This is a genomic window from Micromonospora sp. CNZ309 (assembly GCF_002846525.1).
The window spans coordinates 7,194,996-7,215,703 of the sequence record NZ_PJNG01000001.1; the positions used below are offsets into that span (position 1 = coordinate 7,194,996).

At 75.9% G+C, this 20,708-nt stretch carries 19 protein-coding genes; 9 read left to right on the forward strand and 10 right to left on the reverse strand.

The genetic code is table 11. The features are described from left to right. Positions 1-16 precede the first annotated feature (16 nt). Together CLT72_RS31070 and CLT72_RS31075 are read left to right on the forward strand one after the other, a co-directional pair. The gene (locus tag CLT72_RS31070) at positions 17-721 is read left to right on the forward strand and encodes an ACT domain-containing protein (RefSeq protein ID WP_089001326.1); all 705 of its coding nucleotides are present in this window, start codon (positions 17-19) and stop codon (positions 719-721) included. 123 nt (positions 722-844) lie between these two features. Next, positions 845-1,906: a GNAT family N-acetyltransferase gene (locus tag CLT72_RS31075; protein ID WP_101414781.1), complete on the forward strand. Its 1,062-nt coding sequence runs from the start codon at positions 845-847 to the stop codon at positions 1,904-1,906. 21 nt (positions 1,907-1,927) lie between these two features. Here CLT72_RS31075 and CLT72_RS31080 read toward each other — a convergent pair whose 3' ends face one another. The 3 genes from CLT72_RS31080 to CLT72_RS31090 form a co-directional block, all read right to left on the reverse strand. Continuing rightward, entirely contained in the window at positions 1,928-2,323 is a 396-nt protein-coding gene (locus tag CLT72_RS31080) for a VOC family protein (RefSeq protein ID WP_101414782.1), read from the reverse strand. Between the two features lie 69 nt (positions 2,324-2,392). Continuing rightward, positions 2,393-3,958 (reverse strand): aldehyde dehydrogenase family protein, encoded by a 1,566-nt coding sequence (locus CLT72_RS31085; RefSeq protein ID WP_101414783.1) that lies wholly within the window; start codon positions 3,956-3,958, stop codon positions 2,393-2,395. Positions 3,959-4,292: 334 nt separating this feature from the next. Then, positions 4,293-5,063, reverse strand: a complete 771-nt coding sequence (locus tag CLT72_RS31090) for an LPXTG cell wall anchor domain-containing protein (protein WP_350821066.1) — start codon at positions 5,061-5,063, stop codon at positions 4,293-4,295. 426 nt (positions 5,064-5,489) lie between these two features. Between CLT72_RS31090 and CLT72_RS31095 the strand changes: the two genes are divergently transcribed. After that, positions 5,490-8,417, forward strand: a complete 2,928-nt coding sequence (locus CLT72_RS31095; RefSeq protein WP_101414785.1) for a glycoside hydrolase family 9 protein — start codon at positions 5,490-5,492, stop codon at positions 8,415-8,417. A 278-nt stretch (positions 8,418-8,695) separates the two neighbouring features. Continuing rightward, positions 8,696-9,205 (forward strand): DUF488 domain-containing protein, encoded by a 510-nt coding sequence (locus CLT72_RS31100; RefSeq protein WP_250102036.1) that lies wholly within the window; start codon positions 8,696-8,698, stop codon positions 9,203-9,205. A 25-nt stretch (positions 9,206-9,230) separates the two neighbouring features. On the opposite strand, the gene CLT72_RS31105 is transcribed toward CLT72_RS31100, so the two are convergent. From CLT72_RS31105 to bioB, 3 genes are read right to left on the reverse strand one after another with little or no spacing between them, the layout of a single operon-like run. Beyond that, positions 9,231-9,737 carry a GNAT family N-acetyltransferase gene (locus tag CLT72_RS31105; protein ID WP_101414787.1) on the reverse strand — a complete coding sequence of 169 codons (507 nt, stop codon included), beginning with the start codon at positions 9,735-9,737 and terminating at the stop codon, positions 9,231-9,233. Between the two features lie 5 nt (positions 9,738-9,742). Beyond that, positions 9,743-9,949, reverse strand: a complete 207-nt coding sequence (gene bsaP / locus CLT72_RS31110; protein WP_199184682.1) for a biotin synthase auxiliary protein BsaP — start codon at positions 9,947-9,949, stop codon at positions 9,743-9,745. 8 nt (positions 9,950-9,957) lie between these two features. Next, positions 9,958-10,953 carry a biotin synthase BioB gene (gene bioB / locus CLT72_RS31115; protein WP_101414788.1) on the reverse strand — a complete coding sequence of 332 codons (996 nt, stop codon included), beginning with the start codon at positions 10,951-10,953 and terminating at the stop codon, positions 9,958-9,960. A 155-nt stretch (positions 10,954-11,108) separates the two neighbouring features. Between bioB and CLT72_RS31120 the strand changes: the two genes are divergently transcribed. From CLT72_RS31120 to CLT72_RS31135, 4 genes are all read left to right on the forward strand, one after another. Beyond that, the gene (locus CLT72_RS31120; protein ID WP_101415480.1) at positions 11,109-12,245 is read left to right on the forward strand and encodes an 8-amino-7-oxononanoate synthase; all 1,137 of its coding nucleotides are present in this window, start codon (positions 11,109-11,111) and stop codon (positions 12,243-12,245) included. Between the two features lie 156 nt (positions 12,246-12,401). Then, positions 12,402-13,106 (forward strand): dethiobiotin synthase, encoded by a 705-nt coding sequence (bioD, locus tag CLT72_RS31125; protein ID WP_101414789.1) that lies wholly within the window; start codon positions 12,402-12,404, stop codon positions 13,104-13,106. A 54-nt stretch (positions 13,107-13,160) separates the two neighbouring features. After that, positions 13,161-14,840 (forward strand): histidine kinase, encoded by a 1,680-nt coding sequence (locus tag CLT72_RS31130; RefSeq protein ID WP_101414790.1) that lies wholly within the window; start codon positions 13,161-13,163, stop codon positions 14,838-14,840. Further along, positions 14,837-15,514, forward strand: coding sequence for a response regulator (locus CLT72_RS31135; protein WP_101414791.1), 678 nt, complete (start codon positions 14,837-14,839; stop codon positions 15,512-15,514). Before CLT72_RS31130 ends, CLT72_RS31135 begins: the two co-directional genes overlap by 4 nt. A gap of 25 nt (positions 15,515-15,539) precedes the next feature. Here the strand turns inward: CLT72_RS31135 and CLT72_RS31140 are convergent, their stop codons facing one another. The 4 genes from CLT72_RS31140 to CLT72_RS31160 all read right to left on the reverse strand — a co-directional run bounded on the left by CLT72_RS31140 (position 15,540) and on the right by CLT72_RS31160 (position 19,508). Continuing rightward, the gene (locus CLT72_RS31140) at positions 15,540-16,292 is read right to left on the reverse strand and encodes an ABC transporter permease subunit (RefSeq protein ID WP_101414792.1); all 753 of its coding nucleotides are present in this window, start codon (positions 16,290-16,292) and stop codon (positions 15,540-15,542) included. Continuing rightward, a complete protein-coding gene (locus CLT72_RS31145) occupies positions 16,289-17,221 on the reverse strand; it encodes an ABC transporter ATP-binding protein (protein WP_101414793.1) in 933 nt (310 codons plus the stop codon). The genes CLT72_RS31140 and CLT72_RS31145 overlap by 4 nt, the downstream gene beginning before the upstream one ends. 445 nt (positions 17,222-17,666) lie before the next feature. Beyond that, the gene (locus tag CLT72_RS31155) at positions 17,667-18,830 is read right to left on the reverse strand and encodes a cytochrome P450 (RefSeq protein WP_101414795.1); all 1,164 of its coding nucleotides are present in this window, start codon (positions 18,828-18,830) and stop codon (positions 17,667-17,669) included. A 9-nt stretch (positions 18,831-18,839) separates the two neighbouring features. Continuing rightward, entirely contained in the window at positions 18,840-19,508 is a 669-nt protein-coding gene (locus tag CLT72_RS31160; protein WP_101414796.1) for a class I SAM-dependent methyltransferase, read from the reverse strand. Between the two features lie 267 nt (positions 19,509-19,775). On the opposite strand from CLT72_RS31160, the gene CLT72_RS31165 reads away from it, so the two are divergent. Then, positions 19,776-20,657, forward strand: coding sequence for a hypothetical protein (locus tag CLT72_RS31165; protein ID WP_250102033.1), 882 nt, complete (start codon positions 19,776-19,778; stop codon positions 20,655-20,657). Positions 20,658-20,708: the final 51 nt, after the last annotated feature.

Here is a 20,708-nt window from a genome sequence, read left to right on the forward strand (position 1 = left end):
AGCGGAGGGTTCAGACATGTTGCTGCGAGTTCGGGTCACCCTGCCGGACCGTCCGGGCACGCTCGGTCAGGTGGCGCGCACCATGGGCGTGTCCGGTGCGGACATCGTCCAGGTGGTCGTCCTGGAGCGGCTCGGCGGGCGGGCGGTGGACGACTTCACCGTGGTCTGGCCGGGCGCGGCGCGGGTCGAGCGGCTGCTCGCCGGGCTGGCGGCGATCCCCGGCGTCCGGGTGGACGGGGTGTGGCGGGCGATCGGCGCGCCCACCACCTCCGGGCAGGACGCCGAACTGCTGGCCCAGGTCGCGGCCAACCCGGTCGACGGCGTCGCCACCCTGGTCGACGCCGTGCCCGGGCTGCTCGCCGCCGACTGGGCGGTGGCCGCGGTGGTGCCCGTGGACTGGGCCTCCCGGACCGGCGCCGCCGGGGAGGCGACCGTCGGCTACGCGAGCTGGCGCGCCCCCGTACCGCCGCCGCTGCCGGAGGTGACCCCGCTGCGCGCCCGGGCGATCAGCGTCGCGGCGGGCCCGCACGTCGCGGTCGCTCCGTTCGGCCGGGCAGGCCTGGTGCTGGTGGCCGCCCGCGAGTGCGCCGGGACGCCGGCCGCGGCGGCTTTCCACGCCACGGAGGTGGACCGGCTGGCGCAGCTCGTGCGGGCCGCCGCGGTGATCCTCGGCGACCGGCTCGACCTGGTCGGGGCGCCGCCGGTGGCCGCGAACCCCTGAGCCGGGCCGCCCGGCGGCGGTCGGTGTGGCGCAGGTCGCCGTGCCGGGACCGGAGCCGTCACCCGGTAGCAACCGGCCCGCAACAGCGACCGGTGAGCCTCGTACGGGGGAAGGGAGCGAACCATGACGCTGTGGCGGATCCGGGCGACCGTGGACGACCGGCCGGGCTACCTGTCGGTGCTGACGGCGAGCCTGGCGTTGCGAGGGGTCAACATCCTCGCCGTGCAGGTGCACACCACCGAGCGGGGCGCCGTCGACGACTTCCTGGTCGACGCGCCCGACTCGCTCGACGAGGCCGGCCTCGTCGCCGCCGTGCACCGGGGGCGGGGCCGGGACTGCTGGGTGGCGCGCAGCGAGGCGCGCGGGCTCGCCGACCAGCCGACCCGGGCGCTCGGCCTGGCCACCCGGCTGGTGCGGGACCCGGACGCGACCGGAGAGGCGCTGCGCGCCCTGCTCGGCGCGGACGCGGTCGCCTGGCGGCCCGCGTCGACCGGCTCCGGCGGCGGGCTCGCCGAGACCACGATGCTGCTGGACGACCCGGCCGGTGGGTCGTTCGCGCTGCGCCGCGCCGTGCCGGGCTTCACCCCGGCCGAGTACGCCCGCGCCCAGGCCCTGGTCGAGCTGTCGGCGGCCGTCGCGCGCCGGGCCGCCGAGCAGGTCACCCTGGTGCTGCCCGACGGCGCCGAGGCGGCCGTACGACCCGCGACCGTCGACGACCTGCCCGGCGTCGTCGAGTTGCACGAGGGCTGCTCGGCGCGCAGCCGGCACCGCCGCTACCTGGGCGGTGCGGCGGCTCCCTCGCCGGCCCGGCTGCGCCGGCTGCTGGAGCCGGCCCGGGGCGTGACCCTGCTCGCCACGGCCGGCGACGCCGGCGCGACCGGGTCGGTGGTGGCGATGGCGAACCTGCTCGCCGAGGGCGACGAGGCCGAGGCGGCGCTGCTGGTGCGCGACGACTGGCAGCGGCGGGGCCTCGGCTCGGCCCTGCTGCGCCGGCTGGTCCGGCACGCCGAGCAGGCCGGCCACGCGGCCCTGGTGCTGCACGTCCACGCGGAGAACACGCCGATGCTGCGCACCGTGCGGCGGCTCGACCGGCCGGCCGCGGCCGAGCGGGACGGCGCGCTGGTCAGCCTCACCGTCCCGCTCACCGCGGGCGTGCCCTCGGTCAACGGGCGGGGCTCCTGCTGACGCGGCGGGCGCGCGGAGGCGTCACGTCGCGGGTGCGCGCGTCCCCTGCACGCAGAACCGGTTGCCCTCCGGGTCGGCGAGCACCACGTACGGCGGCTCGGCCGGGTGCGGGTCGGTCGGGTAGTGCCGCCAGTCGACCGGGCGAGCACCGAGCGCCACGAGCCGCGCCACCTCCTCGTCGAGGTCCCGGTCGCCGGCGTCGATGTCCAGGTGGATGCGGGGGAACTCCTCGGCCGGGCTCTCGCTGACGTCCATGGCGATGGCGGTGCCCGGCACGCCGGGCGGCGGCTCCAGCACGATCCAGTCGTCGCCGGGGTACCGCAGCGGGCGGCGGTGGTAGCCCAGCACGGCTGACCAGAAGGCCGCCGCCCGCTGCGGATCGGACACTCCCAGGGAGAGCTGCGCGATGATCGACATCGCTCGACGGTACGCGGCCGTGGTGGCGGCAGGGCCCCTGCGACGTGCACCGGGGCCCTGCCTCGCGTCTCAGGTGGCGGGGTAGCTGCTGTAGTCGGGGAAGTTGCCGTAGAGCCGGCCGTCGCCGCCCTGGGTGACGGCCTGCACCAGCAGGTCCCCGCCGACGAAGGCGCCCTTCCAGGACGCGCCCCGGCCGCCGAACGGCTCGTCGCGGTCGCCCCGCGAGCGCGGCTTGTTGATGCCCACCTTGAACGCCTGGAGGTCGACCGCGAGCTTGCCCGCCAGCTCCTCGTCGTCGCAGGCCAGCGAGGCGACCAGCGCGCCGTTCGAGGCGTTCATCGCGGCCAGCAACTCGTCGGTGGTGTCCACCACGACGATCGTGTCGACGGGGCCGAACGGCTCGGCGTGCATCAGCCGGGACCGCCCGGGCGGGGCCAGCAGCACCGACGGGGCCACGTACGCGGAGGTGTCCTGCCCGTCGAGGAACGGCGCGCCGTGCAGCTTGCCCCGGTGCAGCGGCACGGCGCCGCCGCGTACCGCCTCGTCGACCTTGCGGCGCAGCTCGTCGGCCTTGGCGCCGCTGATCAGCGGGCCGAAGTCCAGCTCGGGCAGCGGGTCACCGGCGGCCCAGTCGTCGCCGACGGCGAGCGGGTGTCCGAACCGGACGGAGCGCACCACCGGCAGGTACATGTCGAGGAACTCGTCGACGAGGTCCCGCTGGACCACGAAGCGCGGGTACGCGGTGCAGCGCTGCTTGCCGTACTCGAAGCCCTTCTTCAGGTGCCCGGCGAGCAGGTCCCACTGCGAGAAGTCCCAGATGCCCCACGCGTTGAGGCCCTCCTGCTCGATGAAGTGCCGCTTGTCGGAGTCGAGCAGCGCGGCGGCGACCTTGCCGCCGTTGGAGCGCCCGCCGACGAACGCCACCGCGCCGATCTCCGGCGCCCGTACGAGCACCTCGGACAGTTCCTCGCCGCCGCCGGAGACCAGGGTGGCGGGCAGCCCGGCCCGGCGCATCAGCGCGTGCGCGACGGTGAGGCAGACCGCCCCGCCCTGCGACGGGGTCTTCGCGATCACCGCGTTGCCGGCGAGCAACTGCACCAGCTCGGCGTGCACGAGCACGCTCATCGGGTAGTTCCAGGACGCGATGTTGCTGACCGGTCCGGGCAGCGGCTCCCGGCCGTCGGCGAGCATCCGGTCGATCTCGCCGACGTACCACCGGACGCCGTCCAGCGCCCGGTCCACGTCGGCGCAGGCCAGCCGCCAGGGCTTGCCGATCTCCCAGACCAGCAGCATGGCGAGCAGGTCGCGGTGGGCGGTGAGGGCGTCCAGGGCGTCGCTGACCCGGGCCTTGCGCTCGGCGAGCGGGGTGTCGGCCCAGGCACGGTGCGCGGCGGCGGCGTGCGCGACCGCGGCGCGGGCGGAGTCGGCGTCGAGGCGGGCCAGGTTGACCAGCACGGTGTTGTCCACCGGCGTGCGGACCGGGCTGGGTGAGCCCACGGCGTGCCAGTCGCCGCGTACGAGGTTGTGCAGCGTGGTGACGCCGTCGACCGGGGAGCCGAACGCCTCCGGTGCGGCGGCCACGGCGCGGGCGAGGGTGTCGGACCAGGCGGTGCCGTCGGCGAGTCGTAGAGCCATCGCGATCTCCTCAGGGTTGACCGGGGGAGCGGCGGCGTCGATGGCACCGCTGGTGAGGCGTACTGTCGCGCGCCGGAAAGCGGCGCGGCAACAGTACGTTCGTATGCCGGAACGCCGGCCCCGCGTCCCGCCGGTCCCGCCGCACGTTTCCGGACGCCGTCCGGTGGCCTGGCCTGGGCATATGTCGTCAATCCATCGACGTACTTAGATTATGTGATGCACGTCCGGTGGTCGCGGGAGGCCCGTTGGGCGTCCGGGTGGCGGGCGTCCGGGGCGGAGACGAGGACCGGCCGCCGGACGAGGTGTCCGGCGGCCGGGTCGGCGCTGGGTGGGGTCAGCTCGTGAACGTGATGTCGTCGCGACGGCGGCGCAGCATCAGCAGCGCGCCGCCGCCGATGAGGGCGAGGCCGCCCAGCGCGATGCTGGTCGTCGCCACGCCCGTCAGCGGCAGGCCGCCCTCACCGCCGCCGCTGCCACCGGAGCTGGCGGTCGGCGAGGCGGTGGCCGGCGTCGACGGCGAGTCCGAGGGCGACGGCGACTCCGACTCCGACGGCGTGGCGGACGCGCTCGGGGAGGCCGACTCCGACGGGGACTCCGACGGCTGCGGCGACTCCGAGGTGGTCGGCGACGGGCTCGGGCTCGGCGACTGCGACGGCGCGGTGCCCCCGCAGGTGTGGCTCAGGTTGAACTTGCCGGCGGTGCCGGTGATGACGGCGCTGCCGTCCAGCAGGGTCCAGCCGGCCGGGGTGAAGAGGTAGGCGTGGATCAGCCGGTCCTCGTTCCTCCCCGCCGGGTAGAGGGCGTCGGGGTAGGCGTCGTCGGCGTCCGGCACGGTGACGGTGACCTCGCCCGTGCCGGTCCCGAAGGTCAGCGTCAGGCTCTCGAAGCCGCCCGAGGCCTTGCCGCCGGGCAGGACGAAGTGCCAGCCGTCGTGGTCCGCCGGGCGGTCCGCGAACCGCGGGTCGCCGCAGTCCCGCGTGGAGAATCCGCCGGCCGTCTCGTCCCGGTGGTCCGGGTTGATCGCAATGGTGCTCGACGCCCACGCCGGGGTGGCGAGGGCGAGACAGGCGGTGGCGGCTGCGGTGGAAACGGCCGCGCGCGCCACGCGCCGACGGTGTGCCATGAGGATTCCTCCGGAATTGATCGAGGGGACGGCCCATGATCGCACGATGAGTGACGGTCCCGGGCATCGGGCGATCGGGCTGAGCTGCCGATACGCGTCACCTCTCTTCTCGACGGCACGGGAATCCGTGACTCTCGGTGGGCGTGTCGCTGTAACGCTTTCGGTCCCGCGGGCGCTCCGGCGGCACCGGGTCGCCCTGTCCGGCGCGGCGACGCTTCCCAAATCGTCCGCGCCCGCCTTACATTGTCGTCTATCCATGGGAGCGCTCCCGGCGACCGTGGTCGTACCGCACCGACCCTGCCCTTGCCACCCACCACCTCGTCGCCACGCGGACCCGCACCGACCGCAGCGCCGCGCCCGACGGTGCCCGAAGGGCGACACCACCGACACCACCGACAGGAGCACCTGATGCGCCATCCGAGCTCTCCACGCCCGCCGGGCGCCCCGCCCCGGTCGCGCCGCCTGCTGGCCGCCGGCACCGCCCTCGTCGCCGGCCTCGCCCTCGCCGTCACCGGCCCGGCGCCCGCGTCCGCCGTGGACGCCACGGGAACCGCCGCGACCGCCACGACACGGACCGCACCCGCTGCGGCCGGCGCGTTCAACTACGCCGAGGCGTTGCAGAAGTCGCTCTACTTCTACGAGGCGCAGCAGTCCGGCCCGCTGCCGGCGTGGAACCGGGTCTCCTGGCGCGGCGACTCCGCGCTCACCGACGGCGCCGACGTCGGGGTGGACCTCACCGGCGGCTGGTACGACGCCGGTGACCACGTGAAGTTCGGCTTCCCGATGGCGTTCAGCGCCACCATGCTCGCCTGGGGTGCGGTCGAGTACCGCGACGGCTACGTGGCCAGCGGCCAACTGCCGCACCTGCTCAACAACCTGCGCTTCGTCAACGACTACTTCGTCAAGGCGCACCCCGCGCCGAACGTCCTCTACGGGCAGGTCGGCAAGGGCGACGACGACCACAAGTGGTGGGGCCCGGCCGAGGTGATGCCGATGGCGCGGCCCGCGTACAAGATCGACGCGAGCTGTGGCGGCGCGGACCTGGCCGGGGAGACGGCGGCGGCGATGGCCGCGTCGTCGATGGTCTTCCGGCCCACCGACGCCGCCTACGCCGACCGGCTGCTCGGGCACGCGAAGCAGCTGCACACCTTCGCCGACACCGTGCGGAAGAACTACCACGAGTGCATCACCGACGCGACCAGCTTCTACCGCTCCTGGAGCGGCTGGCAGGACGAGCTGGTCTGGTCCGCCATCTGGCTGTACCGGGCCACCGGCGACGCCGCCTACCTGGCCAAGGCCGAGAGCGAGTACGACAGGCTCGGCACCGAGAACCAGAGCACCACCCGCTCCTACAAGTGGACCATCGCCTGGGACAACAAGCAGTTCGGGGCGTACGTGCTGCTGGCCAACCTGACCGGCAAGCAGAAGTACGTCGACGACGCCAACCGCTGGCTGGACTACTGGACCGTCGGCGTCAACGGGCAGCGGGTGCCGTACTCGCCCGGCGGGATGGCGGTGCTCGACTCGTGGGGGGCGCTGCGCTACGCCGCGAACACCGCCTTCGCCGCCCTCGTCTACAGCGACAGGACCACCGACGCCACGCGCAAGGCCCGCTACCACGACTTCGCCGTCCGGCAGATCGACTACGCGCTCGGCGACAACCCGCGCGCCTCCAGCTACGTCATCGGCTTCGGGGCCAACCCGCCGAAGAACCCGCACCACCGCACCGCGCACGGCTCCTGGTGGGACAGCCAGACCGTGCCCGTCGAGACGCGGCACACCCTCTACGGCGCGCTGGTCGGTGGCCCGTCGGCGGCCAACGACGCGTACACCGACAACCGGTCGGACTACGTGATGAACGAGGTCGCCACCGACTACAACGCCGGCTTCACCTCCGCGCTGGCCCGGCTCACCAAGGAGTACGGCGGCACCCCGCTCGCCGGCTTCCCCCGCGCCGAGACGCCCGACATCGACGAGCTGACCGTCGAGACCACGGTGATGCAGGCCGAGCCGCGCGCCACCGGCCTCAAGGCCATCGTCTACAACAAGTCGGCGTTCCCGGCCCGCGCCCTGACCGACGGGAAGTTCCGCTACTACTTCCGTCCCGACGGCACCGGCCCGGTCACCGTCACCCCCGGCTACACCCAGGGCTGCCCGTCGCCGTCCAGCGCCAGGCAGTTCTCCGGCGACGTCTGGTACGTCGAGGTGGACTGCACCGGGCACACCATCGCGCCCGCCGGGCAGTCGCAGCACCGGATGGAGGTGCAGTTCAAGATCGGCGTACCCGAGGGCGGCACCTGGGACCCGACGAACGACCCGTCGTACCAGGCGACGGCGGGGCCGAACCGGAAGGTCACGCTCCACTCCGGCGCCACCCGCATCTGGGGCGAGGAGCCCGGGCCGGCCATCCCGGACACCACCGCGCCGACCACCCCCGGCACCCCCGTCGCCTCGGCGGTCACCGCGACCGGGCTGACCCTCACCTGGCCCGCGTCCACCGACGCCGGCGGCAGCGGGCTGGCCGGCTACGAGGTCACCCAGGTCCAGGTCGGCAGCGACGCGCTCGTCCTGCTCAACTCGGCCACCAACACCCTGGCCGTGACCCGGCTGCTGCCCGAGCGGACGTACCGGTTCACGGTGCGGGCCCGCGACGGCGCCGGCAACCGCTCGACCGCCTCGCCCGTGGCGGAGGTGACCACGCCGGCCGCCCCGGCCCCCGACACCGTCGCGCCGACGCGCCCCGGCACGCCGACCGCCTCGGCGGTCACCGCCACCGGGCTCACCCTGAGCTGGGCGGCGTCGACCGACAACGTCGGGGTCACCGGCTACCGGGTCTACCGGTCGGCCGCCGGCGGGAACACGCTTGTCGGCTCGCCCACCGGCACCACGCTCGCGGTGACCGGGCTGACCGCCGCCACGGCGTACCAGTTCCACGTGGTGGCCGTGGACGCGGCCGGCAACGTCTCGGCGGCGTCCGCGCCGGTCGCCGTCACCACCGCCGACCCGCCCACGTCCGGCGGCTGCGCCGTGACCTGGACGGCCAGCAGCTGGGACACCGGCTTCACCGCGAACGTCACCCTCACCAACACGGGCACGACGACGATCGACGGCTGGACGCTCGCCTTCACCTTCCCCAGCGCCGGCCAGAAGGTGGGCCAGGGCTGGTCGGCGACCTGGACCCAGACCGGCACCGCGGTCACCGCCACCAACATCTCCTACAACGGCAGGCTCGCGCCGGGGGCGTCGACGAGCTTCGGCTTCAACGGCACCCACACCGGCTCGAACCCCGAGCCCGCCGCGTTCACCCTCGACGGCACCCCCTGCACCGTCTCCTGACGCACCACCCGCGGGTGGCCCGGACGTCGCCGTCCGGGCCACCCGCGGCACCTGGGACGGTCGCCGTTCCCGCGCGACGGTGACAGTCCAGGGCCTGTCCTGCGCGGCGCCGGCCGGCGGCCGTCAGGACGCGGCGGCCTCGTCGGCCGGACGGTCGGGGCACCCCCGTACCACCCTCGCCGCCGGCCGCCCGCCCGCAGATTCCGGGCGATCTCCGCCTCGCGTGGGTGGTAGCCGCCCGGGATTCGGGGCATTCCCAAGGCGTGACACTGCTGACGGTGGGACATGGGACGGCGGACCGGCAGCGGCTGGGCGAGCTGCTGGCCGACGCCGGGGTCGCGCTGGTCGTGGACGTGCGGCGCTTCCCGGCCAGCCGGACCAACCCGGACGTACGCCGGGAGGAGCTGGCCCGCTGGCTGCCGGCGGCGGGCGTGGACTACCGCTGGGAGCAGCGCCTCGGCGGCCGGCGGCACACCCCGGCCGGCACCGAGGAACCGGACACCTGGTGGACCGTGGCCGCCTTCCGGGCGTACGCGGCGTACACCCGTACCGCCGACTTCCGGGCGGCGCTGGACGCGGTGCTGGCCGACGCGGCGGCCCGGAGCACGGCGGTGATGTGCAGCGAGAGCGTCTGGTGGCGCTGCCATCGGCGGCTCGTCGCCGACGTCGCCGTGCTGGGGCGCGGCGTGCCGGTGTGCCACCTGATGCCCGACGGCCGGCTGACCCCGCACCGCCCCGCCGACGGCGCCCGCCGGCTGCCCGACGGCGACCTCGTCTGGGACGGCTGACCGACGGGCGGGACGGCTGACCGGCTCAGTCGGCCAGTTCGTCGGCGAGCAGGTCCATCAGCAGCCCGTCGTGCCAGCGCCCGTCCTCGCCGCGCTCGTAGCGGCGCAGCACCCCGACGGGGCGGAAGCCGACCTTCGCGTACGCCCGCACGGCCGCCGTGTTCGCCGCCGCCGGGTCGATGGTGAACCGGTGGTGGCCGTGCTCGTCGATCAGGTGCCGGACCAGGGTGCGGATCGCGTCGCCGCCCAGCCCCGCGCCGCGTACCGCCGGGTCGAGGAAGACGTCCATGCTGGCGTGCCGGTAGTCGGGGTCGTCCTCGGCGTACCACTGGATCGCGCCGACCACCCGGCCGTCGTGCTCGATCGCGTACACCGACAGGGCCTCGTCGGCGAGGTCGGCCCGCACGGCCGCGACCAGGTCGTCGCCCCCGCGCCACCAGCGCCGGACCTCCGGGTCGGCCCGGATCGCGGCGAGCGCCGCCACGTCCCCGGCCGTCGCCGGCCGCAGGGTCACCGCCCGGCCCCGCAGCATCGCCCTCAGCCCCGCGTCTCGCCGTGCTCGACGCAGACCGCCGCCCAGCCGACCGGCAGCACCTGCACCTTCATCCGCCGGCGGCAGTACGCGCAGAAGCGCGGCGGCTCCAGCACCCGGGCCGCCGCGCACGCGCCGTGCGACCCGGCCGTCACGGCGTCGCCGCAGCGGTCGCACCAGACGGCCGCCGTCGCCGCGTCACTCGTCGTCACCGGGATGGTCACAGCGTCGCGGAGAGCGCCTTGACCGGCATCTTCAGGTCGTCGAGCAGCTCCAGGTCGGCCGTCGCCGGCCGGCCCAGGGTGGTCAGGTAGTTGCCGACGATGACGGCGTTGATGCCGCCGAGCAGGCCGTCACGGGTGCCCAGGTCGCCGAGGGTGATCTCCCGGCCGCCCGCGTACCGCAGGATGGTGCGCGGCATGGCCAGCCGGAAGGCGGCGATGGCGCGCAGCGCGTCCTTGCCCTCCACCACCGGGCGGTCGCCCAGCGGGGTGCCGGGGCGGGGGTTGAGGAAGTTCAGCGGCACCTCGTGCGGGTTCAGCTCGGCGAGCTGCGCGGCGAACTCGGCCCGCTGCTCCACCGTCTCGCCGAGGCCGAGGATGCCGCCGCAGCAGACCTCCATGCCCGACTCGCGGACCATCCGCAGGGTCTCCCAGCGCTCCTCCCACGAGTGCGTGGTGACCACGTTGGGGAAGTAGGAGCGGCAGGTCTCCAGGTTGTGGTTGTAGCGGTGCACGCCCATGTCGACCAGCTCGTCGACCTGCTCCTTGCTGAGCATGCCCAGCGACGCCGCCACCTGGATGTCGACCTCGGCCTTGATCGCGGCGACGCCCTCGCGCATCTGCTTCATCAGCCGGGCGTCGGGGCCGCGCACGGCGGCCACGATGCAGAACTCCGTCGCCCCGGTCGCCGCGGTCTGCTTCGCCGCCTCGACCAGCGAGGGGATGTCCAGCCAGACCGAGCGCACCGGGGAGGTGAACAGGCCCGACTGCGAGCAGAAGTGGCAGTCCTCGGGGCACCCGCCGGTCTTCAGCGAGACGATGCCCTCGACCTCCACCTCCGGCCCGCACCAGCGCATCCGCACCTCGTGGGCGAGCTGGAGGGCGGCGGGCAGTTGCTCGTCGGGCAGGTTCAGCACGGCGAGGACGCCGGCCTCGTCGAGACCGACGCCGTTCTCCAGCACCTGGGTTCGGGCCTGGTCGAGGATCTCTGGCATGGCTCGTACCCTACAAGGCCGCCCGGCCGGGGCGAACGGCCCGCGTGTCGGGGCTCCGACGGCGGGGTGGACACGCCGGGCGGTGGCCGGTGGGTGGTAATTTCGCCCGGCGGAAGCGGCCGACGGTGGCCGGCGCGGGCGCGTGGGGGGTGACGGTGGCGGACTGGCTGGCGGCGCTCGACCGCCGCGCCGAACTGCGCGCGAAGGCGGGACTGACCCGCGAGCTGCGGGCCCGGGCCGCCGGCGACGCCGTGGTCGACCTGGCCGGCAACGACTACCTGGGCCTGGCCACCCACCCCGAGGTCACCGCCGCGGCGGCGCGGGCGCTGTCGGCGTACGGGCTGGGGGCCACCGGGTCGCGGCTCGTGCGCGGCTCCACCGACGCCCACCACGCGCTCGAGGACGCCCTCGCCGACTGGCTCGGCGCCGAACGGGCCCTCGTCTTCTCCTCCGGCTACCTGGCCAACCTCGCGGCGGTGCGGGCGCTGGTGCGGCCCCGTACGCTGCTCGTCTCCGACGCCCACAACCACGCGTCCCTGATCGACGGCTGCCGGATCTCCGGCGCGGAGACCGTGGTGACCCCGCACGCCGACGTGGCGGCGGTGGCCGCCGCGCTCGCCGCCGCGCCGGGCCGTCCGGCGGTGGTCGTCACCGAGTCGGTCTTCTCCGTCGACGGCGACCTCGCCCCGCTGGCCCGGCTGCACGCCGTCGCCCGGGCGCACGGCGCGTTGCTGCTGGTCGACGACGCGCACGCCCTCGGCGTGACCGGCCCGTCCGGCGCCGGGGGAGTGGCCGCCGCCGGCCTCGCCGGCCAGCCCGACGTGGTCGTCACCGCCACCCTCTCCAAGGCCCTCGGCGGCGCGGGCGGGGTGGTGGCGGGGCCGGCGGAGTTCGTCCGGCACGTGATCGAGACTGGCCGCACCTTCATCTTCGACACCGCGCTGCCCCCGGCCGTCGCCGCCGGCGTGCACGCCGCCGTCGGCCTGGCCCGCGCCGGTGACGACCTGCGCGCCGAGTTGGCCGACCGGGCGGCCCTGGCCGCGCGCCGGCTGGGCGCCGCCGGGCTGGCGGTCTCCGTCCCCGACGGCGCGGTCGTCTCGGTCACCGCGCCGGGCCCCGAGGCGGCGACCGCCTGGGCGGCGGACTGCCGCGACCGGGGGGTCGCCGTGGGCTGCTTCCGGCCCCCGTCCACGCCCGACAGCCGGTCCCGGCTGCGCCTGACCATCGGCGCCGGCGTCCCCCGGGCGGACTTCGAGCGTGCCCTGGAGACCATCGTGGAGTGTGCCCCGTGAGCGCGAGGAGTGAGCGGGGTTGGCGAGCCCCGCAGTCGCGAACAGAGGTGGCCCCGTGAGCGCGAGGAGTGAGCGGGGTTGGCGAGCCCCGCAGTCGCGAACAGAGGTGGCCCCGTGAGCCGGGGTGGTGACGTGACCGGGCCTTGGCGTGGGCCGGTGCTGGTGACCGGCACCGACACCGACGTCGGCAAGACGGTGGTCACCGCCGCGATCGCCGCCGCCGCGCAGGCCGCCGGCCTGCGGGTCGCGGTGGTCAAGCCCGCCCAGACGGGTACGGCCGGCGGTGACCCCGGCGACGTCGACGCGGTCAACCGGCTGGCGGCCCCGCTGACCGGTCGGACCCTGGCGAGTTTCCCCGACCCGCTCGCCCCGCTGGCGGCGGCCCGGGTCGCCCAGCTGCCGCCGCTGGAGCTGCACACCGCCGTCGACGCGGTCCACGAGGAGGCCGACAAGCACGACCTGGTGCTCGTCGAGGGCGCGGGCGGCCTGCTCGTACCGATGGGGCTGTGGCCGGAGGGGAAGCCCTGGACGGTGGCGGACCTGGCGGTGGAGCTGGGCTGCCCGGCCGTGGTGGTGACCCGGGCCGGCCTGGGCACCCTGAACCACACGGCGCTGACGTTGGAGGCGCTGGAGCGCCGGGCGGTGCCGGCCGGCGTGGTGGTCGGCGCCTGGCCGGCCGCGCCGGAGCTGGTGCACTGGGCCAACCTGACCGACCTGGTGCCGAAGCTGCTGGGCGCCCTGCCCGCCGGCACCGGGGCGATGGACCCGGGGGTCTTCCGCCGGTCCGCGCCCGGCTGGTTAACCCCGCCGCTGTACGGGGTGCTCGACGACTGGCGTGCGTGGGCCGAGGAGATCAGCTGAGCACCTGACTTTCGTCGGTGTCGGCGCAGGTCGGGCGTCGGTAGCCTGGCCGCCGTGGAGAGCTGTTGGTCCGCCCGGGCGGGCGTCGGTCGGTGGTCCCGGGCGGTCGTCCGGCGGCGCGCCGCCGACCTGCTGCTGTGGGCGGGCACCGCCGCTCCGATCGGGTACGCGGGCGTGACCCCGCCGCACTCGGGGCGCGCCACCGCCCTGACGCTCGGCGCGCTGCTGCTGCTCGCCGCGGCGGTCGCGGCCAGCCGGCGATGGCCGGTGGCCGCCCTGGTCGTCGTGGTGCTCGGGTCGCTGCTGGACGGCAACTTCCTCTTCGCGATCCCGGTGTTCGCCTACCTGACCGGTCGCCGCAGCGCCACCGCCGTCCCGGCCGCCGTCGCCTTCGCCGTGCTCGCGGCCGGCGGCACCGTGCTCAACCTGGGGCTGCTCGGCACTGGCGCGGCCACCTGGTTCCTGCTCGCCTCCGTGCTGCTCTTCGCCGGGGTCTTCCCCTGGCTCGTCGGGCGGTACCGGCGCCAGCAGGCCGTGCTGGCCGAGGCCGGTCGCCGGCACGCCGAGGCGCGGGACCGGGAGCGGCGGGGCGCCGCCGAGCGGATCCGGCTGCGGGAGCGGGCCCGCATCGCCCAGGAGATGCACGACTCGCTCGGGCACGACCTGAGCCTGATCGCCCTGCGCGCCGCCGCGCTGGAGGTCGCCGGCGACCTGGCGCCCCGGCACCGGGCCGCCGCCGGGGAGTTGCGCGCCAGCGTCGCCGCCGCCACCGAGCGGCTGCACGGGATCATCGGGGTGCTCCGGGAGCCGGACGGCGCGGCGACCGTCCGGGCCGCCGACGAGAGCGTCGGCGAGCTGGTCGACGGGGCCCGCGAGGCGGGCATGGCGGTACGGCTGGACGGCGCGGACGCCCTCGCGGACCTGCCCCCGATGGCCGCGCACGCCGCGCACCGGGTGGTCCGCGAGGCGCTCACCAACGCCGCCCGGTACGCACCCGGCGCGGCGGTCGACGTCGTGTTGCGCCGCGACGGCGAACGGATCGAGGTGGCCGTCGTCAACGCGCCCCCACCGGCCGGGCCGTTGCCGGGACCGCCGTCCACCGGTTCCGGCCTGCTCGCCCTCGCCGAGCGGGTCCGGCTCGTCGGCGGCGCCCTGACGACCGGTCACCAGGACGGTGGCGGCTTCGCCGTCCGCGCCCGCCTGCCGGTGGCGGCCCGGGCAGGCGGCGACGCCCTCCCGCCGCGCGGGGGTAGCTCCGTCAGCGTGGGCGGCTGGCCAGCGGGCGGGGCGGACGAGCCGGGGTTTCCGGTCGCCCCGGGAGCGGGCACCGACGCGTCGGACGGCCGGTCGCCGGGGGAGCGGCCGGGACCGTCGCCGTCGAAGTCCGCGACCGAGGCCGAGCGGCGGTTGCGCGACGCCCGCCGTCGGGTCCGGCTCAGCCTGCTGACCGCACTCGGCGCCCCGGCGGGCCTGGCGCTGGTGCTCTCGCTGGTCTACTACCCGGTCGCCACCGCCGGGACGGTCCTCGACGACGGGACCTTCGCGCGGCTGCCGCTCGGCGCGCAGCGCGCCGAGCTGACCGGGCTGCCCCGCCGGCAGCTCACGCCGCCCGACGGCACGGTGCGCCCGGGCTGCGAGCACTACACCGACGGCAACTTCCCCCTGGCCCAGCCGACGTGGCGGCTCTGCTTCGTCGAGGGCCGACTGGTCAGCAAGGAGCGGATCGACGGATGAACGCCGACACGGCCGGCCCGGTGCGGGTCGTCCTCGCCGACGACGAGGCGATGATCCGGGCCGGGGTCCGGGCCATCCTGGCCACCGATGCGGGCATCGAGGTGGTGGCGGAGGCCGGCGACGGCCGCAGCGCGGTGGAGCTGGTCCGGGCGCACCGGCCCCGGGTGGCGCTGCTGGACATCCGGATGCCGAGGCTCGACGGGCTCACCGCCGCCGCCGAGATCCGTCGGCTCGTGCCGGAGACGGCGACGCTCATGCTGACCACGTTCGGCGAGGACGACCACGTCGCCCGGGCGCTCGGGCACGGGGCGAGCGGATTCCTGCTCAAGGCGGGCGACCCGCGCGAGCTGATCGCCGGGGTGCACGCGGTCGCCGAGGGCGGCGCGTACCTCTCGCCGAGGGTCGCCCGCCGGGTCATCGAAATGGGCGGTGACCGGGTCGCCCGCCGGCCGGTGGCCCGGGACCGGCTGGCCGGGCTGACCGAGCGGGAGCGGGAGGTCCTCGCGCTGGTCGGGGCCGGGCTGTCCAACGCCGAGATCGCCCGCCGGCTGCACCTGGTCGAGGGGACCGTGAAGAGCTACCTGACCAGCGTCTTCACTCGGCTGGAGGTGCGCAACCGGGTGCAGGCGGCGATCCTCGCGTACGAGGCGGGGCTGGTCGAGCCGACCGGCTGACCCGCCCCGCCCGCTCTCCGGTGCCTCACGCGTCCCGGCGGCGCAGCGCGGCCCGGCCCAGCAGCAGCGCCGCGCCGGCCCAGGCGGCCAGCAGCAGCAACCCGACCGGAGCCGGGTACGGGCCGGTGTCCCCGGCCATGAAGTGCCCGCCGGCGACCCCGGGGAAGGCGTCGGCGATCCGGTCGAGCACGGCGATGTCCGGCTCCTGCAACGACAGCGGGACGATCATCAGCGTGGCGACGAGCACGACGAGGGCGAGCACCGCGCTGCGCAGGGCCGCGCCGAGCCCCAGGGCCAGCACGCCGACCAGCGCCAGGTAGGTCGCCACCGCCAGCACGTCGCCGACCGTGCCCCCCGCCGGCGCGGCGCCCCAGCGGCCGAGCACCGGGCGGGCCACGAGCGCGCCGACCGTGCCCAGCAGCAGCCCGAGGGCGAACGTCACCGCCCCGGTCACCGCCGCCTTGGCCAGCAGGACCCGGCCGCGCGAGGGCGTGCACTGCAGGGTCGTACGGATGGTGCCGCTGGTGAACTCGCTGGTGACCACGAGCAGGCCCAGGGCCAGCACGGCGTACTGGGTCAGCTCCACCGAGCCGATCACGACGCTGCCGACGGTGACGATCCCGGCGTCGTCGGCCGGGTCGTCGTTGGTGTTCGCGTTGGCGGCGTAGATGGCGAGCTGACCGGCGGTGGCGGCCATCAGCAGCACCCCGGCCAGCAGCGACCACCAGGTGGAACGTACGGACCACAGCTTGGTCCACTCGGCGGAGATCGTGTTCATCGTGCCTCGCTCCGGGTCGGGGTGCCGGCGTACTCGACGCTGTCGGCGGTCAGTTCCATGAAGGCCTGTTCCAGGGACGCCCCGTGCGGGCTGAGCCCGTGCAGCGGCACCCCCAGCTCGTACGCCAGATCGCCGATCCGCTCGACGGTGGCGCCCGTGACGGTCAGTTCGTCCGGTCCGGTGGCCTCGACGGCGGCCCCGGTCGCGCTGAGCCGCGCGGCGAGCGCCGCGAGGCCGGCCGGCTGCGGGCTGCGTACGCGCACCGCCACCGCGCTGCCGGCGATCACCTCGTCGATCGGGGCGTCGGCGAGCAGGCGACCCCGGCCGATCACCACCAGCCGGTCGGCGGTGAGCTGCATCTCCGTCATCAGGTGGCTGGAGACGAAGACCGTCCGGCCCTCGTCGGCCAGCGACCGCATCAGCTGCCGTACCCAGCGCACGCCGTCCGGGTCGAGGCCGTTGACCGGTTCGTCGAACATCAGCACCGGCGGGTCGCCGAGCAGCGCACCGGCGATGCCGAGCCGCTGGCCCATGCCGAGGGAGAGGGTGCGGCCCGGCTTGGCGGCGGCGCGGGCGTCCAGCCCCACGGTGGCGAGCACCTCGTCCACGCGACGGTCCGGTATCCCGTTGCTGCGGGCCATCGCGAACAGGTGCGCCCGACCCGACCGGGCGGGGTGCACCGCCCGTGCGTCGAGCAGCGCGCCGACCTCGTGCAGCGGCCGCCGCAGTTCCCCGTACGTCCGCCCGCCCACGAGCGCCTGACCGGCGGTGGGCCGGTCCAGCCCCAGGATCATCCGCATGGTGGTGGACTTGCCCGCGCCGTTCGGGCCGAGGAAGCCGGTGACCCGCCCGGGTCCGATGTCGACGGTCAGGGCGTCGACGGCGGTCACGTCCCCGAACCGCTTCGTCAACCCACGTAATGTGATCATGCGTCGACGCTAGGTCCGGAACCCCCGCCCCGACCGCGCCCGAACGGCACCACCGTCCACTGACTTTCGTCGAGTCCCGCGCCCCTTCGCCCACACGGGCCGCGACCTCTCCCACGCGGGCCACCCCTTCGCCCACATGGGCCGCGACCTCTCCCACGCGGGCCGCCCCTTTCCCACATGGGCCGCCGCCGCGACCTGCTCACCGCCCGCCGACGCAGCCCGCGGTGCCGCCTCGTCGGTGGTGACCGGTGGTGATCAGGACGCCATGGACCTTAAAACCACCGGCAAAGGTCCATGGCGTCCTGATCACCGAGCCGTGTGCCGCTCGGCGAGCCGCGTGCCGTTCGGCGAGCCGGGGTATGTCCGAGTGGACCAGCGGGCCATCGGGGGCACCCCGGGGAGCGCGTCAACCCCGGGCCGGTGCGGTACGGCGTGCGCGGGCCGGTCAGCGGCGGCGGACGACGAAGGCGTCGGGCATGCGGAAGGTGAGGTTGTCCGGGCACCACGGCTCACGAACGACGGTGAGCCCGTCCAGCAGCGCGGCGGTCTCGGCGACCACCACCGCCGCCTCCATCCGGGCCAGCTGGTCGCCGACGCAGCGGTGCGCGCCCGCCCCGAAGGCCAGGTGCCGGCGGGAGCCGCGCTGCCCGGGCCGGAACTCGTCCGGCGCCTCGACGGTGGCCGGGTCCCGGCCGGCGCGGGCCAGCCAGAGCACGATGCTGCTGCCCGCCGGCACGGCTGTCGCGCCCAGTGTGGTGTCGAGCGCCGCCACCCGCCGCCACGTCACGATCGGCGGCTCCAGCCGCAGTCCCTCCTCGACGACGTCGGCGACCGCGACGGTGCCGTCGCGCAGCCCGGCGAGTACGGTCGGCTCGCCGGCCAGCCGGTGCAGCAGCAGGGTGAGGAACTGCGAGGTGGTCTCCTGGCCCGCCACCAGCAGGAAGAACAGCGCGCCGACCACCACGTCGGGCGGGTGCCCGGCGGACCGCAGCGAGCCGGCCAGCCCGCCCCCGGTCGCGGCGAACTCCCGCAGTACCCGGTGGAAGCGGCCCACCTCGGCGGCGAGGGCCTGCTGTCGTTCGGCGTCCAGCGGCGCCCAGAACAGCTCCAGCGCGGCGCGGGCGAACTCCTTCACCGCGCCGACCGGCGCGTCCGGCAGCTCGACCAGCCGGGCCAGCACCAGCAGCGGCAGGTCGGCGGCGAGCTCGGCGTGCAGGTCCACCGGCGTGCCGGTGTCCAGGGCGGCGCCGATCCTCGCGACGCGCTCCCGCACCAGCCCGGTCAGCCAGGGCCGCTGCGCGGCGACCCGGCTCGGGTGCAGGGCGTCGGCGACGATCGCCCGGATCGCCGGGTGGCTGGCGCCACCGTTGTTCGCCAGGGTCGGCGGCAGCCGGAACCGGTGCCCGGCCAGCACCCGCAGGGCGGCGACCGGGACGGGGGTCACCGCGTCGAGCGCGTTGTCCGGCCGGTACGTCGCCGGATCGGTGAGCACCTGGCGGACCAGGGCGTGCCGGGTCACCACCAGGTGCGCGACCCCCACGTGGTCCGAGACCCGGGCCACGTCCGGCCAGTGCGCGTCGGCGGTCTGCGCCCAGCTCCGGAACAGCACGCCGACACGCTAGCGGCCCGCGCCCGGCAGCCCCGCCCGCAACTGCCACACCGTGGTGCGCTTCACCCGTACGCTCTCCAGCGTCTCGGGTACCGGCACGTCGTAGACGGCCAGCTCGTCGAAGCGGTCGTGCGGCAGGAAGGCACGGCCGGGGTCGCCGACCAGCACCCGGGCCCCGGCGCGGGCGGCCCGCAGCAGGAAGCGCAGTACCCGGTTGGCCATCGCCTGGCTGTAGAAGACGTCCCCGGCGAGCACCACCTCGGCCCCGCCGGCGTCGCCGTCGAGGATGTCGCCGAGCTCGGCGTCGACGCGTACCCCGTTGGCCTCGGCATTGACCGCGACGGCCGCGACGGCCAGCTCGTCGATCTCGACGGCGCGCACGGCGGCGGCGCCGGCCCGCGCGGCGGCGATGGCGACCAGGCCGGAGCCCGCGGCGAGGTCGAGCACCCGGCGGCCGGCGACCAGCTCCGGGTGATCCGTGACGTACCGGGCCAACGCCTGCCCGCCGGCCCAGGCGAAGGCCCAGAACGGCGGCGGCTGCGAACTGCGGAACTCGCCCTCCGTCAACTCCCACAGCCCGATGGCGTCGTCCGCCTGGTGCAGCCGCACCTCGGGGACGAAGGCGACGGGGGTGAGGCTGGCGTGCAGCCGGACGAAGGCGGTGGAGAGCTCGGACACGCCGGCGATTGTCCCCCCTCACCCGCACCGGCCGACCGCCGCCACCCCGGCCGGTCCCCGCGACCCGGCCGCCGGTCCCCGCGAACCCGGCCGTCGACCCGCCGGCGTCGGACGATCGGCGTGTCGCGGGGGAGGGGTGACCGGTTCACCACCGTCGGTGAAAGTGGGCCCCATGGTTGGCGACCGGTGCGAACACGCCCGTCTACCGGCCGGCCGGCGGCGCTGGCAGCGTTGCGGGGTGGCGGCGACGGACGGGAGGTGGCGAGGGTGGCGACGGTGTGGCGGTACGCGCTACGGGCCGCGGTGGTGCTCGCCTGCCTGGCCGGGGCGGGGCTGCCCGCGCCCGCGCAGGCGGCCTTCACCACCGAGCTGAGCGGACTGCCGGACGAGTTCACCGCCGGGGACCGGGTGCGGACCGTCTCCGCCGTGGTCTCCCGCGACGACGGCGGCTGCGTCAAGGTCCGCTGGTCGATGGTGCTGCGGGTGCGCGGGCTCCGGCTCGACCAGGTCAGGATGGACCGGATCGAGGAGACCGGCTCGTTCCCGCTGGAGGTCCGCGCCGAGGGCGACGTGGCCCGGCTGACCGACCGCCGGCTCGACCCGGGCACGCTCTGCCCGGGGCGGACGGTCACCGCCCGCTACCGGGTGGCCTTCGCGGGGGACGTCACCCGGGGGCGCATCACCCTGGCGGCCGAGGCGTACGACGCGAACCTGCGGCTGCTGTCGCGGCAGACGGCCACGCGGTCGGTCGTCGGACCGGACGCCCGGCCGGCCCCGACGGGGGAGCCGGCGCCCGGCGACACCCCGCCTGAGCCGACCCCACCGGCGGCGGAGGAGACCGGGGCGACGGAAACCGGGGCGACGGAGCGCGGAGCGGAAACCGTCACCGACGAGCCGGTGACCGACGACCCCGCGTCCGACGGGCCGCCCCCGGCCGGCGCGGGGCGGCCGGTGGCGGAATCCGGCGGTTTCGGGGTGGTGCAGGCCGCGTTCCTGCTGGGCGGGCTGCTGCTCTCGCTCGGTCTCGGCCTGCTGCTGCGGCTGCGCCACCTGACCCGGGCCACCGACGCGGGCGACGCCGACGCCGGGCCGGACCGACGCCGGGAACGACCCGTCGCGTCCGCACGGTGGCGGGCGGCGCGCCGCTGACCGGCGGTGGTCCGTCGGGGCCGGCCGGTACGCCGACCGGCCCCGACGGGC